Source organism: Sinorhizobium sp. (assembly GCF_059070375.1).
Genome location: NZ_JCACWC010000002.1, coordinates 858,596 through 872,005, shown reverse-complemented (window position 1 = coordinate 872,005; position 13,410 = coordinate 858,596). Strand labels below are relative to the sequence as shown.

General features: G+C 63.1%; 13 protein-coding genes. 8 read left to right on the top strand and 5 right to left on the bottom strand.

Features of this window, described 5'->3' with window-relative positions:
* Positions 1-5: 5 nt before the first annotated feature.
* On the bottom strand, positions 6-1,520 hold the full coding sequence (locus AC5J09_RS08595; protein ID WP_494297416.1) for a DEAD/DEAH box helicase: 1,515 nt from the start codon (positions 1,518-1,520) through the stop codon (positions 6-8).
* Between the two features lie 598 nt (positions 1,521-2,118).
* Here AC5J09_RS08595 and AC5J09_RS08590 point away from each other — a divergent pair.
* The gene (locus AC5J09_RS08590) at positions 2,119-2,571 is read left to right on the top strand and encodes a host attachment protein (protein WP_018098317.1); all 453 of its coding nucleotides are present in this window, start codon (positions 2,119-2,121) and stop codon (positions 2,569-2,571) included.
* 20 nt (positions 2,572-2,591) lie between these two features.
* On the opposite strand, the gene mnmC2 is transcribed toward AC5J09_RS08590, so the two are convergent.
* Complete coding sequence (gene mnmC2, locus AC5J09_RS08585) at positions 2,592-3,311, bottom strand: tRNA (5-methylaminomethyl-2-thiouridine)(34)-methyltransferase MnmC2 (protein ID WP_324763559.1); 720 nt, start codon at positions 3,309-3,311, stop codon at positions 2,592-2,594.
* Positions 3,312-3,350: 39 nt separating this feature from the next.
* On the opposite strand from mnmC2, the gene AC5J09_RS08580 reads away from it, so the two are divergent.
* The 6 genes from AC5J09_RS08580 (at position 3,351) to uraH (ending at position 7,909) form a co-directional block, all read left to right on the top strand.
* Entirely contained in the window at positions 3,351-4,481 is a 1,131-nt protein-coding gene (locus tag AC5J09_RS08580; RefSeq protein WP_494297415.1) for an NAD(P)/FAD-dependent oxidoreductase, read from the top strand.
* Between the two features lie 151 nt (positions 4,482-4,632).
* On the top strand, positions 4,633-5,430 hold the full coding sequence (locus AC5J09_RS08575) for a DUF1045 domain-containing protein (protein ID WP_494297414.1): 798 nt from the start codon (positions 4,633-4,635) through the stop codon (positions 5,428-5,430).
* Between the two features lie 78 nt (positions 5,431-5,508).
* Positions 5,509-6,438, top strand: a complete 930-nt coding sequence (puuE, locus tag AC5J09_RS08570; protein ID WP_100670085.1) for an allantoinase PuuE — start codon at positions 5,509-5,511, stop codon at positions 6,436-6,438.
* Positions 6,438-6,941: a 2-oxo-4-hydroxy-4-carboxy-5-ureidoimidazoline decarboxylase gene (gene uraD, locus AC5J09_RS08565; protein ID WP_100670086.1), complete on the top strand. Its 504-nt coding sequence runs from the start codon at positions 6,438-6,440 to the stop codon at positions 6,939-6,941. Before puuE ends, uraD begins: the two co-directional genes overlap by 1 nt.
* A 96-nt stretch (positions 6,942-7,037) precedes the next feature.
* Positions 7,038-7,541 carry an ureidoglycolate lyase gene (locus AC5J09_RS08560; RefSeq protein ID WP_100670087.1) on the top strand — a complete coding sequence of 168 codons (504 nt, stop codon included), beginning with the start codon at positions 7,038-7,040 and terminating at the stop codon, positions 7,539-7,541.
* Positions 7,542-7,546: 5 nt separating this feature from the next.
* Positions 7,547-7,909, top strand: coding sequence for a hydroxyisourate hydrolase (uraH, locus tag AC5J09_RS08555; protein ID WP_494297413.1), 363 nt, complete (start codon positions 7,547-7,549; stop codon positions 7,907-7,909).
* A gap of 227 nt (positions 7,910-8,136) precedes the next feature.
* Here uraH and AC5J09_RS08550 read toward each other — a convergent pair whose 3' ends face one another.
* The 3 genes from AC5J09_RS08550 to AC5J09_RS08540 are packed head-to-tail and all read right to left on the bottom strand — an operon-like array spanning position 8,137 to position 12,170.
* Positions 8,137-9,678, bottom strand: a complete 1,542-nt coding sequence (locus tag AC5J09_RS08550) for an FGGY-family carbohydrate kinase (RefSeq protein ID WP_494297412.1) — start codon at positions 9,676-9,678, stop codon at positions 8,137-8,139.
* A 22-nt stretch (positions 9,679-9,700) separates the two neighbouring features.
* Complete coding sequence (locus AC5J09_RS08545; RefSeq protein ID WP_494297411.1) at positions 9,701-11,245, bottom strand: alcohol dehydrogenase catalytic domain-containing protein; 1,545 nt, start codon at positions 11,243-11,245, stop codon at positions 9,701-9,703.
* Between the two features lie 10 nt (positions 11,246-11,255).
* Positions 11,256-12,170, bottom strand: coding sequence for a MurR/RpiR family transcriptional regulator (locus AC5J09_RS08540; RefSeq protein WP_494297410.1), 915 nt, complete (start codon positions 12,168-12,170; stop codon positions 11,256-11,258).
* A gap of 204 nt (positions 12,171-12,374) precedes the next feature.
* Between AC5J09_RS08540 and AC5J09_RS08535 the strand changes: the two genes are divergently transcribed.
* Positions 12,375-13,391, top strand: coding sequence for a substrate-binding domain-containing protein (locus AC5J09_RS08535; RefSeq protein WP_494297409.1), 1,017 nt, complete (start codon positions 12,375-12,377; stop codon positions 13,389-13,391).
* The last annotated feature ends 19 nt before the right edge of the window (positions 13,392-13,410 follow it).

Here is a 13,410-nt window from a genome sequence, read left to right as displayed (position 1 = left end):
GTGCTCTAGCGCTGATGGCCGCGACCGTCGGCACGCTGCGGTCGATTGCCGCCGCCATTGCGTTCGCCGGACTGTTCGCTTCCGCGGCGGCCGGCCTGCTGTGGACCGGGCCGCCCATGGTGCTTCTGCGCCTTGTGATTGCGGTGGCCTTCCGGCCTTCCGTCCGCCGGTCCATGCCCGGCAGCGCGCTGGTCGCGGCGCTCGTGCGAGCGCTCGTCGCGCAGCAGGTCGTCGCCGGCGAATCCGCCCGCTGCCGCCTGGCGCTCCGGCCGATCGCGGCGAGGTCCGCCCTGGCGCTGTCCTGCGCCATTGCCGCGAGGCTGGCCGTTACCGCGAGGCTGACCGTTGCCGCGGCCGCCACGGCCCTTGGAGGGGCGGGCCTGGTCGGCCGGCGCTTCGCCGCTGGCGACAGCGATCTGGATGCCCATCAGCTTTTCGATGTCGCGGAGCAGGCGGATTTCGTCCGGCGCGCAGAAGGCGATCGCGATGCCGTCTCGGCCGTTGCGGGCCGTACGGCCGATACGGTGCACATAGGCGTCGGGCACTTCCGGCAGGTCGTAGTTGTAGACGTGGGTGACGCCCGGAATGTCGATCCCGCGGGCGGCCACGTCCGTCGCCACGAGCACGCGGATCTCACCGTCGCGGAATGCCTTCAGCGCACGCTCCCGCTGACCCTGGCTCTTGTTGCCATGGATCGAGGCGGCCTTGAAGCCGACATGGTCGAGATGCTTCATCAGCTTCTCGGCACCATGCTTGGTGCGGCTGAAAATCAGCGACAGCCCATCGGGATTGGCAGTCAGAGTCTGCTTCAGGATCGTCGTCTTCAGGTCCTTGCCGGGGACGAAATGCACATATTGTTCGACCTTGTCGGCGGCTTTGCCCGGAGGCGAGACTTCGACCTTGACCGGGTCGGTCAGGTATTCGCCGGCAAGCTCGGCAATCAGCTTGGGCATGGTTGCGGAGAAGAGCAGCGTCTGACGGTTCTTCGGCACCAGCTTGGAAATCTTGCGCAGGTCATGGATGAAGCCGAGATCAAGCATCTGGTCGGCCTCGTCGAGAACGAGATAGCGAGCCTGGGTCAGCGTCACCGCCTTGCGCGAAACGAGGTCGAGCAGGCGGCCAGGGGTCGCGACGAGAATGTCGACGCCACGGGCGAGCTGTTCGGTCTGCTTGTTGATCGAAACGCCACCGACGACGAGGCCGATCTTGAGCGGGCTCTTCTTCACGAAAAGCTTCAGGTTGGTCGCGATCTGATTCACCAGTTCGCGCGTGGGGGCAAGCACGAGCGCGCGGATGTTGCGCGGATCGGGGCGTCTGCCATCGGCGACGAGCTTTTCGATCATCGGCAGGCCGAATGCAGCGGTCTTGCCGGTGCCCGTCTGCGCAAGGCCGATCAGGTCATGGTCTTTCAGGACCAGCGGAATGGCTTGAGCCTGGATGGGCGTCGGCTTTTCGAAACCATTGGCGGAGAGTGTCGCCACAATGTGCTCGGAGAGGCCAAGCTCTTTGAAAGTGGTCAATGCATATACCTTTCGGGGCGCCAAACGCTCTCGCCGGAACAGCAGGATGCGGTTCCGGTGTCATCTGGCGTCAAGAACCCCGCGTGAATTGGGAACTTGTGGGTTAATAGAAAATCGTCAGGCGCCTGTGCTGCCGCGGAGGGCGGCGATGTTTCGCGCTTTTCCTTCTTCACGGCTTCGAAGTGATGCCGAGGGCGCGCTCACGCGGCGGCCGGAAGGTGACGCAGGCCTTAGATCGTTGTTTTGCGCCGGAAAGTCAAGCTGCATCTTTTCGCAGCTGCGAAAGCATGCCGTCTCGTCGCGCCGGCAGGCGCGAAACGGCGCCCCCGGGCGAAAGGGCATGACCACACGCCTGCATCCGCGCCATAGCCGGCAAAGAAGCAGCGCGTCACCTATGTTCCCCTTGCAGAAGAAGGGCCTCAGCGTACAATCTAGCCGCTTGACCTCGCCGATTGTCGGCTGCTGACGGGCTGGTGATGCGAGCGGGCCGCGCGACACGGAATGCGCAGATGTTCGGCGGCAAGGAACCTGACGCGGCCTCAGCCGTTCTGTCCGTGTACCTCGCCAACCTATCTGCCATCTACACGGGGAGACAATAGTGCGGAACCGGATCTGGATTTTGACAGCCGATGGAAACACGGCGCGCATCGTGAAGGACGTCAACCTGCTGAAGGATGGCAGGCAGCAGCCGGAGGAGGAGACATTTCAAATCGAGACCAAGCGTCGCCAGGACATCATGGCCGACAAACCCGGACGCAGCCATTCGTCCGTCGGTCACGGCCGTTCGGCGATGGAATATAGCAGCGACCCCGTACGTGAGGAGCAACATCGCTTCGCCGTGGAGATCGCCGGGAAGCTCGAACACTATGCCCACGACCAGGCCTTCGAAAATCTCGTGATTTGCGCGGCACCCAGGACGCTCGGCGACCTGAGGAAGCTGCTCTCGCACCAGGTCAAGGAAAAGACCCTTGCCGAGATCGACCGCAATTGCGTCGCGGTTCCGACCGATCAGTTGATCGCGACGGTCAAGTCCGTAGTCTTCCCCGGATAAGCACGTCCGGATTCGGGCAATCAGGCTTTGTCGCCGCGCAGCATCTCCCGCTTGCCGGCAAAGCCGGGACGACGTTCGACGGTGAAACCCGCCGCCGCCAGGTTGCGGCGGACAAAGCCGGCTGCGGCATAGGTCGCGAAGCTGCCGCCTGAGACGGTCCTGTCGAACACCAGCCGCATGAGTTCTTCCGACCACATGTCCGGATTGCGAGAGGGTGCGAAACCGTCGAGATACCAGGCGTCGAAGTCCGGAGGGGAGGCTGACACGCCGTCGAACGCCGTGCCGATCACCACCGTGAGCCGAACCTCTTCGCTGAATGCGATGTCGACCTGGCCGGCCGGGTTCGTGGGCCAATTGGCAACGAGCGCCTGCCGCTCTTCGTCGATTTCCGGCCAATGCGCCAGCGCCCGGCCGATATCCACGGCTTGCATGGGAAAGCGCTCGAAGGAAACGAAATGGAGGCTCCTGGCCGCGGCCGGCGATTGTTTCCAGCGGCGCCAGGTTTCGCAGAAATTGAGCCCCGTGCCGAAGCCGAGTTCGCCGATCGTGAACGGGCCGCCCGCCTGCCAGCGTTCCGGCAGCCGGTTGCCGGCAAGAAAGACGTGGCCGCATTCGAGCCGCCCGTCGGTGCGGCAATAAAAGTGATCGCCAAATTCCTTCGAATAGGGCATATCGCCCTCGTGCCATTCGAGGTTTTGCCGCGAGGGTGAAGGGCTCTGGCCGGGATCGGTTCCTGTCATGGTGAACCCGATAATTCTCCGGCCCGGGAAGGTCAATCGATGTGCGAAGTTTTGATCGTGGGCGGCGGCGTCATGGGGCTCTGGGCCGCCGTGATGGCCGCCCGCGCCGGGTTCGCGACGCGGCTCCTCGAGCGCAGGCTGATAGGTTCCGGCGCGAGCGGCGGTCTCCTCGGCGCGCTCATGCCGCATATGCCCGACCGGTGGAACGAGAAGAAGCAGTTCCAGTTCGATGCCCTGGTGTCGCTCGAAGGCGAGATTGCCGAGCTTGAAACAGCCACGGGCCTCTCGGCAGGCTATCGTCGCTGCGGCCGTGTCATGCCCCTCGGTAAGCCGCATCTGCGGGAGATCGCCCTTGGTCGCAAGCAGGATGCGGCGCAGAATTGGCATACTCCGGCACGCCCGTTCCATTGGCAAGTCCGCGATGCCGATGCAGTCGGTTGGCCGGCCGCCGATGCGGCGCCCTTCGGTGTCGTCAATGACACGCTGGCAGCCCGGTTGGCGCCGCGCAGCCTGCTTGCGATGCTGCGGGCTGCCTTGGACCAGTTTCCGCATGTCCGATGCGAGGAAGGGGCGGAAGTCGTCTCGCTCGACCCGGCGGTCGGCCGGCTTGCGCTAGCCGACGGGCGCGATTTGACCTTTGAGCGCCTGATCCTCGCCGCGGGCGTCGAAAGCTTCTCCTTCATCGACCGTTTGACCCAGCCGCGGCGGGCGCCGAGCGGCGGTGCGGTCAAAGGACAGGCCGCGCTGCTTCGCGCCGACATCGATCCGGCCTTGCCCATCATCTTTGCCGACGGTCTCTATGTCGTCCCGCATGAAAGCGGCCACGTGGCGGTCGGCAGCACGAGCGAGAACCGGTTCGAGGAACCCTTTTCCACCGATGGCCAGCTCGATGCACTGCTTGCCCGCGCAACGGCTCTTGCACCCGCATTGCGCGGCGCCCCGGTGGTCGAGCGCTGGGCGGGCCTGCGCCCCAGATCTACGGAGCGCGAACCCATGGTCGGCCGTCACCCCGATCACGAACGGGTCTTCGTGCTGACGGGCGGCTTCAAGGTGAGCTTCGGATTGGCGCATGCTCTGGCGCGATCCGTGGTCGACGAGATTGCCGGCCGTCCAGCCGTCGCGCTTCCGGAAACGTTCCACTGTGCGCACCATATCGCGGCATTGCGATAGGCGAGACAGGCTTCACGACTCCGTTATGGCCGGCGCAATTCGTCAATCTGTCACGCAAATCACTTAACACGCCGCCATTGGACCTCGAACGGGATGCGGGCGGAGCGCACGTTTCCCCATTCCGCTTTCACGGACTTCCGGAGCTTGCGCCATGCGCTATGCGATCTGTTTCACCCCGCCGATGGGAGACCCGCTTTCTGCGGCGGCTGCCAGCTGGCTCGGCCGCAGCGTCTATTCCGGGGAGGCCGTGGAACTGCCGTCGATTGCCGGCCTCGCCGTTTCGGAGATGGCCTTCTACACGGCCGTTCCACGCCGCTTCGGCTTTCATGCGATGATCATGGCGCCCTTCCGCCTGAAGCCGGATATGGACGAAGCGCAATTGCTCAAGGCGATGATGCTCTTCACGAGCGGGGAGACGCCGTTTCAAATCGAGCGGCTGGAGGTTGCACGCCTCAGCCAGTGCTGGGGGTTGATGCCGGAGGTGCCCAGCCAGTCGATGCACCTGCTCGCCGCCCGCGTCCTGCAGGCGCTGGACCGGTTCCGCGCTCCGCTGAGTGAGGACGATATCGAGCGGGCGGACCCGGACAGGCTCACGGCTCCGCAATTCACCAATCTGCATCGCTGGGGCGATCCCCATGTGATGGACGAATATCGTTTCCACATGCCGCTGACCGGCCCCCTGAACGGCGATGTGGGGCGGCGGGTTGAGGCACCCTTGCGCGGATTGTTCGAACCGCTGCTGACCGAACCGCTCCTGATCGGCAGCCTCGCTCTGTTCATCGAGCACGAGCCCGGAGCGCCGATGCGGGTGCATTCGCAGCATCCGCTTGGAAAGATTTCCGCGCGCCCGCGCGCCAAGGCAGGACTCTCGATCGGGCAGCGCCCCGGCCCCGACACTCGGGCCACACCGCCGGTCGCGGTGACCGCCTCGCTTCCCGGCGGGCCGTAACTTCGGAATCGCCATTTTTCCCATCTCGACAATCCGGTGCGGGATGCTACCGTTCCGGAAAAGTCGAAGGGTGAAATCATGTCCGAGAATTCCTATCCGCGCGACCTCGTCGGCTATGGACGCAGGCCGCCTGAGGTGCGTTGGCCGGGCGACGCCAATATCGCCGTGCAGTTCGTGCTGAACTATGAGGAGGGCGGCGAAAGCTGCATTCTCGACGGCGATCCGGCGTCCGAATGTCTGCTGTCGGAGATCGTCGGCGCTCAGCCATGGGCTGGACAGCGAAACCTCAATATGGAGTCGATCTACGAATATGGCGCCCGCGCCGGCTTCTGGCGGTTGTGGCGGATGTTCACGAGCCGGGGCGTGACGCTGACGGTCTATGGCGTGACGCTTGCCATGGCACGCAATCCGGAAGCCGTCGCCGCCATGAAGGAGGCCGGCTGGGAGATCGCCAGCCACGGCCTGCGCTGGCTCGAATACAAGGACGTTCCCGAAGACATCGAGCGCCAGCACATCCGCGAGGTCGTGCGGCTGCACACCGAACTGACCGGCGAGCGTCCGCTCGGCATCTATCAGGGCAAGCCCTCGGCAAACACGCTCAAGCTCGTACTGGAGGAGGGCGGCTTCCTCTATTCCTGCGACTCCTATGCCGACGAGCTTCCCTATTGGGTCCCCGGACTGACGCCGGGCAATCCGCATCTCATCATTCCCTATACGCTCGACGCCAACGACATGCGTTTCGCGACCAATCAGGGTTTCAACTCCGGCGACCAGTTCTTCACCTATCTCAAGGACACGTTCGACGTGCTCTATGCGGAGGGTAAGGAAGGCAGCCCCAAAATGATGAATATCGGCCTGCACTGCCGCCTGGTCGGGCGTCCCGGTCGCGCTGCGGCGCTCGCGCGGTTCATCGACTATGTGATGTCCCACGACAAGGTCTGGGTGCCGCGCCGCATCGACATCGCGCGCCACTGGTACGAACATCACAAACCCAACGGTACGCGCTGATGTCGGGGCGCGATGATTTCATCAAACGCTTCGGCGGCATCTTCGAGCACTCGCCCTGGGTGGCGGAACGCGCCTATGATCGTGCGGCTTCCTCCGGCTTGACCGCAGGCAATGTCCATTCGGCGCTCTGCAACGCATTCCGCGCGGCTTCCCCGGCCGAACGACTCCGGGTATTGCGGGCACATCCCGATCTCGCAGGCAAGCTTGCGGTGGCCGGCGAGCTCACGGCCGATTCGAAAGCCGAGCAGGCGTCTGCCGGTCTCGACCGGCTCTCCGCCGAAGAGCATGCGCGCTTCACCGGGCTGAACACGACCTACACCAGGAAATTCGGCTTTCCTTTCATCATCGCGGTGAAGGGGCTGACCAAGGAAGACATCCTCGCCGCTTTCGAGAGGCGCATTGACAATTCCAAGGAAGAGGAATTTGAAACGGCCTGTGCCGAGGTGGAGCGGATCGCCCGCCTGCGGCTCCGATCCATGCTTCCGGGAGATGACAATGCCTGACACCCTTCCTGATCTGTCCGACCGCGCGACGGGGATGACGCGTTCAGCGTCCGAGCCTTCGGGCGCCAGCGCACAGAGAGCCGGAACGGCAGGCTGATGTCGCATATGCTTTCGATCGAGCCTCTGACCAGGGAGGCTTTCGCGCCGTTCGGCAGCATCATCGAGGCCGACCCGGCCTCGATGCGCTTCATCAACGGCGGCAATACCGAGCGGTTTCACGCGCTCGCACGTGTCGATGCGGCGGGAGAGGGCGCCGGCGTCATCATCAACATCTTTCGCGGGCAGCCCCGGGCATTTCCCTATTCCGTGACGATGATGGAGCGCCACCCGCTCGGCAGCCAGAGCTTTTCGCCGCTCCGGGACCGGCCGTGGCTGGTTGTGGTCGCCGAGGATGAAGGCGACCGTCCCGGCCGGCCGAGAGTCTTCCTCGCGAATGGCAGGCAGGGTGTCAATTACGGCCGCAATGTCTGGCATCATCCGTTGATGTCAGTGGGCGCCGTCAGCGAGTTCATCGTCGTCGACCGCGAGGGGCCGGGCAACAACCTGGAAGAGTTCCATTACGACGAGGCTTTCGTCATTCCCGATCCATCCAAAGGGTGAACGCGATGAGCAAGTCAGGCCGCCTGACGACCCATGTTCTCGACACCGCGCTCGGCAGACCCGCTCACGGGCTGAAGATCGATCTCTACCGGCTCGAAGGCGATGGGCGGCACCTGATCCGTTCGGTCCATACCAATAGTGACGGCCGCGTCGACGAGCCGCTCATGAAAGGGGACGGGTTTGCGACCGGGACCTACGAACTGGTCTTCCATGCCGGTGACTATTTAAGGTCAACCGGCGTGACGCTTCCGGATCCCGCCTTTCTCGAGCTCGTTCCCCTTCGCTTCGGCATTGCAGATGCCGACAGCCATTACCACGTGCCGCTGCTGCTCTCGCCTTACGGCTATTCCACCTATCGCGGCAGTTGATAACGCGTCGGCGGAAAAGCACACTGCCGCCGAGCGGCTGATGTAACTGGACCAAGCAGCGGTTCGGCCGATAAGCTGGCGTGACCCGGCCCACTTCCGCGCCACCCTCAAAGAAGTCGTACAAGCCATCCTTGATCACACTCCGCCGGCACCGGGACATGTGAACACATGGCGTGGTCCAGAGAGCGCAGCCTGATATTCGCTCTACCGGTCTTGGCCAGCCGGGCTCAGGCAAGCAGCCTGTTGAAACGGGCAAACATGGGGGAGAGCGTTTCCATCGCATCGATATAGGAGGCGATATAGGGAGCATATGTTTCGGTCAGATCGCGGCGTGCCGTTGCGAACTGGTTCGGCTCTCCTGCGAATTCGCGGGCAGTCTGGCGCAGATCGGGGAACAGTCCGACGGCATGTCCGGCGACGATAGCACTGCCCAGAGTGCCGAACTCCTCGCGGTTAAGCGTTCGATAATCAAGGCCCAGGGCATCCGCCTTGATCTGCCGGAGCACGGCGGAACGGGCGCCGCCGCCAATATTGATCGCAAACTTCGGATGATAGTCCGGTGCGATCTCGCGGACGGCGCCGAGATAGAACGCATATTCGTAGGCGATGCTCTCCAGGATCGCCCGCACCATATGCGGCTTGCCGTGTCGCCAGCTGAGGCCCAGGAAGGCGCCCCGCATATCGGGATCGTTCGGCGTGTTGCGCCCGGACAGATGCGGCAGGAAGATCAACTTCTCGGATCCGGCGGAAATCTCCTCGGCAGCGCTGGCGAGCGCCTCATAGGGATTTACCCCAGCCATTTCCCATTCGGCTTTCTCCTTGGCGGAAATCGCATCCCTGAACCAGCGCAGGTTCAGCCCGCCGCCGGCAAGATAGGCCATCGGGAAATACAATCCGGGTATGACATGCGGGCATGTCATCAGGCAGCGATAGGCGCTGTCGACCCCGAACCTGTCGATGACAGTGGCAAAAACCGATGCGGTACCGGACGTGTCGAAGACGGCGCCGGGATCGACCAAGCCGGCGCCAAGCACATTGGCGCTCTGGTCGCCGCAACCGGCCGCAATAGGCGTGCCCGCGGCGAGGCCCGTAACAGCAGCCCATTCGGGCTGCAGGCTGCCGATGATGTCCCAGGGCTGGACGATCTTGGGAAGCTTCTCCGTCGTCAGTCCGAAACGCGACAGCAGGTCCTCGTTCCAGACTGAATGTTCGCTGCTGCCAAAGCCCGTGAACACCAGGTAGGTCCGATCCATGAAAGCATCTTTGCCTTTCAGGCCTGCCAGCTTTCCGGCGGCATAGGCGGCAGGCTGCACGAAGCTGGCGATGCGATCCCAGACGTCAGAGCGTTCGCGCCAATAGAGAATTTTCGGTGCGTGATTGAAGGCCAGCGCCATGCCGCAGGTCTTGAGGATATCATCCTCATGCGGCCGCAACTCTTCAAGATAGGGTGCGCAGCGTGTGTCCAGCCAGCTGTCGTAATGCGTGACCGGCTGCCAGTCCTCGTCGACTGCCATGATGCCCGCCATCTGCCCATCCAGGGCGATGGCCGCAATCGAATCAGGCGACAGGCCTGCCGTGTCCATCGCCGCCTTGATGGTATTCACGACGGAGCGGAATATTTTCTCCGGATCCTGTTCCACCTCGCCGGAGCGCGGATAGTGAAGCACCGATTCCTCCCAGGCCTCCCCAAGAAGACGCCCATCCTTGTCATAGACGCCTGTTTTTGTGCCTGTCGTACCGATATCGATACCGATAACATTGCTTTTCATGACGCCCTCCCGTCCTGCGGCCTTAGCTCCGTCCGAATAGTCCCGCTTCGTCCTTGCTGCTCCAGCCTCCGACTGGCGTCAGGGGCAAGCCCGACTGTTGGGGATAGATGACGATCTTGCCGGACACGTCGCCGTCGGCAACCGCCTTCAGCGATTCGGGAAGGGCATCCAGCCCTGCGACCGCAGCGATGTTGGGCGACAGGTCCAGCGTGCCGGCCTCGACCCGGGCCAGAACCTCGCGCATATCGTCCACGGAACATCCCGTCGAACCGGTCAGTCGCATGCTGCTGAGCGCTACCGCGGCCAGGTCGAAATCGATGGATTGGCCATAAGGAAAGCCCGCGAACAGCGACAGCAGCCCATCGGGAGCAAGATAGCCGACGACATCCGCAATTGCCGAAGCACTCGGCGCGACGATCACGGCGTCGTCGATACCGCGCGGCGCATGCACGCCGACAACGTCAGCCAATGTATCCGCACCGACCACGACGAGATGCCTGCCGTTAGCTTGTGCCAGGCCCGCGAAATCAGCCTCGATATCGTTCAGGCGCTGACCCTTGCGAGACGTGGCGATAACTGTTTTCGGCCCATGCGGCAGTTGCAGCAGGCGATGCACATGGATGCGACCCATTGCGCCGCCCGCGCCATGGACGAGAGCGACGCCATTGGGACGGGCGTCGAACCGCGGCACTCCAGGCAAAAAGGCGGTGTTCAGGTCCAGCGAGGATGTGCCGAGCAAGCTGAGCCGGTCGTAGTGAAGCCGGGCGGGATCAATCGGCACCAGACCGGGCGACGGTCCGATCCTGCCCTGCAGCAGCAGCCCCCCATTCGCCATTAAGGCGTAGAGCTTGCCGAGATCTGCCGCGGAAAGGTCGCCCAAAGCCAGGATATCGTCGAAACGTCCCTGCAAGGCGCCGATATTCTCCACCAGCGTCACGGCGCGATGTTGCAAGAACGCCGGCACCTCGCCGATGACGGTGATCTCAGCCCAGTCCGGCACATCGGCAAGATGAAAGCTGCCACCGGCCGAGACCACCAGCGCCCGCCCCTCCGGCATAAGGTTGCAACGGACATTCGGTCGCCAGCTTTTCTCGACGCAGCCATAGGGCTCCAGCAGGGCGACGGCGGCGGCGGATACCGTCTCGGGAACGTCGAACACATAGCCGCTGAGCGCGTCGGGACCGAGCCGCAGATATTGCGAGAATGCGCCCGGAAGACCCATGCCAATGATGATCCGTTCGCCATTGGTGACGATGGCCGGCTGCAATCCAAGCCGTTGCCCCACATGGAAGCGTCCTGCCTGGGATTCGCCGACGGCGTGGACGCGAAGGCAGGCTTCGTGTCCCAGTACGGTGTCGATAGCTCCTTCCTTTCCGGCAAACAGCGGATGGCTCAATCCCATCTTGACGATCTTGATATCGGAGGAGCAGATCGAGACGGCCTCGACGCGGGCAATCACCTCGTCGGCCGCCGGTGGCAACAATGGGGCTTCCTCGGGCAGCTTTTCCATCAGCGCCTCCAGCGTGCCGCCGCGATGGGGCCAATAGCGGTTCGTATGCCGATGCATTTCCCTACCCTCAATCCACGTCGTTCTGGCGCCGCAGGCTGCGGCTGTTCTTGATGACGGCATTGCCTCTGCGCACGGCGTCGGCGGACTCGTCGAAATTCTGCACCGCCACCAGCGAGTAGAGAACATCGATGGCGACCAGCTGGCCGAACTTGCTGACCATGCTCTCGTAGATCGGTTCCTCACCGGCAGGTGTGTAGCCGGCTGGCGTTCCGAGCACGAGATCGGCGTGCCGCGTCAACGGCGAATCCGGAAAGGCCGTTATGGCAATGGTCATGGCACCCGCCTGCTTGGCGGCCGCAAGAGCCGTAACGGTCTGATTGGTTCGGCCAGAATCGCTGATGCCAATGGCAAGCGCACCCTTGAACAGCGAGCCCGCAATCAGCAGCTGGTTGTTCCGGTCGCGGTGAAAGATGGCCGGCTTGCCGATGCGGCCGAAGCGCAGAAGTGCATTCTCTGCCGCCATTGCCGACAGGCCGGCCGCGAAGAAATAGACCACCTGAGCCTTGCACACCATATCGGCGGCGCTCCGCATGGCAGCAGTATCCAGGGTCGACAGGCAGGCGCGCGCGGTATCGGCGACGCGATGCGTGACCTTGGTCAGGATCGTCGCCGCGGTATCGTTCCTGCCGATATTTTCATAGATGTCGCCCTCGGACGGCGACAGGTCGCGCGGCATGGACCGGTGGGCACCATCCTCGACCATGCGCAGCTGGAACGCCCGGTAAGACGGCAATCCAAGGCTGCGGACGAAACGGCTTATCGACGCCTCGGAGACTGCCGTCGTCGCGGCAAGCTCCTTGATGCTCAAGCCGCGCGTGCGTTCCGGGCTTGCCAGTATCGCATCCGCCACCAATTGCAGCGTGGGTTTGAGGCCACCTCGTAGGCTTTGAATATGTTCAAGAATTCCGATCTCTGGATCCAACTCTTCGATTCCTGCTTTTCGAGCGGCGATGTCAGTCCTGTGAAATGTGCATTCTTTAAAAATTACTTTCAAGGAATAAATTTTTGTAGACATGTAATTTTCACGCTGTTAGCGTTCCGATCCATCAGCACGGCTGGATGGGGGAGGTCCGCGCACTGATGGCAGGGCAGCGCAACCGCTGCCTGACAATGGGAGGAGAATTTCATGAAATTGAACAAGACAGCATCGCTTTTCCTGAGCGCATCGCTGGCCGGCACGGCAATGCTGCTCGCGGCAGGGGCGGCCTCGGCACAGGATGCCGGCAAGAGGACCTACATCTATGCGTCGCAGCTCCAGGGCCATCCCTATCTGCTCGACAGCCTTCTCGGCATGGACTATGCGCAGTCCAAATTCGACGTGACGGTCGAGCGCCTCGGACCGCAGGGATGGGATCCCGTTGCCGGCGCCCAGGCGGTGGAGCAGGCCGTTGCCCGCAAGCCGGCCGGCATCATCACCACGCTCTGGGAGCCCGGTGCGGTCCCCGGTATTCGGCTGGCCATGAAACAGGGCATCCCGGTCGTCGTCATCGAGGCGGTGACGGCGGACAACGGCGGGGCGCTCACCTTTATCGGGCTGGACAATTATCAGGCCGGCGTCGACACCGCCAAGGAGCTCATCGAACGCGGCGGGTCTGAGGGCAAGCTGGCCGTCTCGGGCAATTGGGGCGCATCCAATACCGATGCCAAGCTTCAGGGTCTGACGGATTACCTGAAAGCCAACAGCAAGTGGGAAATCGTCGGCCGCGTCGATGACAAGGCCACGACTTCGACCGCAATCGACGCTGCCAAGGCGATGTTCAACACCTATCCCGATATCACGGGCGTTGTCGGCCTCGACAGCTCGTCGGGAACAGGCATTTGCCTCGGCGCTGAAGAACTCGAAAAGGACATTGCGGGCCTGACCGTCATCGTTCACGACCGCGAGGATTCCGTTCTCGAATGCGTCGCCGACGGCGTGATCGACGCCACGATCGTCAACAAGACGGCCCTGCAGGCCTATATGGCGGTGCAGATGCTTGAGGCCTATAACGACCAGAAGGTCGGCCTGGCGGATGTGCCGATCTCGGCGGGCAACATGGCGGCCGGCGTCAATCCGTTCCCTGCCGCCATCTATATGGGCACGGAAGTGATCGACCAGAAAAATGTCGACAAGTTCCTGCGCGGCAACCTGCCCAAATTCTGATGCCATCCCCGGGGTTGCC

Excerpts from the sequence above, each read along its gene's own strand:
- AC5J09_RS08560 (WP_100670087.1), top strand. The coding sequence starts at position 7,038 with ATGTCGCATATGCTTTCGATCGAGCCTCTGACCAGGGAGGCTTTCGCG.
- AC5J09_RS08580 (WP_494297415.1), top strand. The coding sequence starts at position 3,351 with ATGTGCGAAGTTTTGATCGTGGGCGGCGGCGTCATGGGGCTCTGGGCC.
- mnmC2 (WP_324763559.1), bottom strand. The coding sequence starts at position 3,311 with ATGACAGGAACCGATCCCGGCCAGAGCCCTTCACCCTCGCGGCAAAAC.
- AC5J09_RS08535 (WP_494297409.1), top strand. The coding sequence starts at position 12,375 with ATGAAATTGAACAAGACAGCATCGCTTTTCCTGAGCGCATCGCTGGCC.
- AC5J09_RS08575 (WP_494297414.1), top strand. The coding sequence starts at position 4,633 with ATGCGCTATGCGATCTGTTTCACCCCGCCGATGGGAGACCCGCTTTCT.
- puuE (WP_100670085.1), top strand. The coding sequence starts at position 5,509 with ATGTCCGAGAATTCCTATCCGCGCGACCTCGTCGGCTATGGACGCAGG.
- uraH (WP_494297413.1), top strand. The coding sequence starts at position 7,547 with ATGAGCAAGTCAGGCCGCCTGACGACCCATGTTCTCGACACCGCGCTC.
- AC5J09_RS08550 (WP_494297412.1), bottom strand. The coding sequence starts at position 9,678 with ATGAAAAGCAATGTTATCGGTATCGATATCGGTACGACAGGCACAAAA.
- AC5J09_RS08545 (WP_494297411.1), bottom strand. The coding sequence starts at position 11,245 with ATGCATCGGCATACGAACCGCTATTGGCCCCATCGCGGCGGCACGCTG.
- uraD (WP_100670086.1), top strand. The coding sequence starts at position 6,438 with ATGTCGGGGCGCGATGATTTCATCAAACGCTTCGGCGGCATCTTCGAG.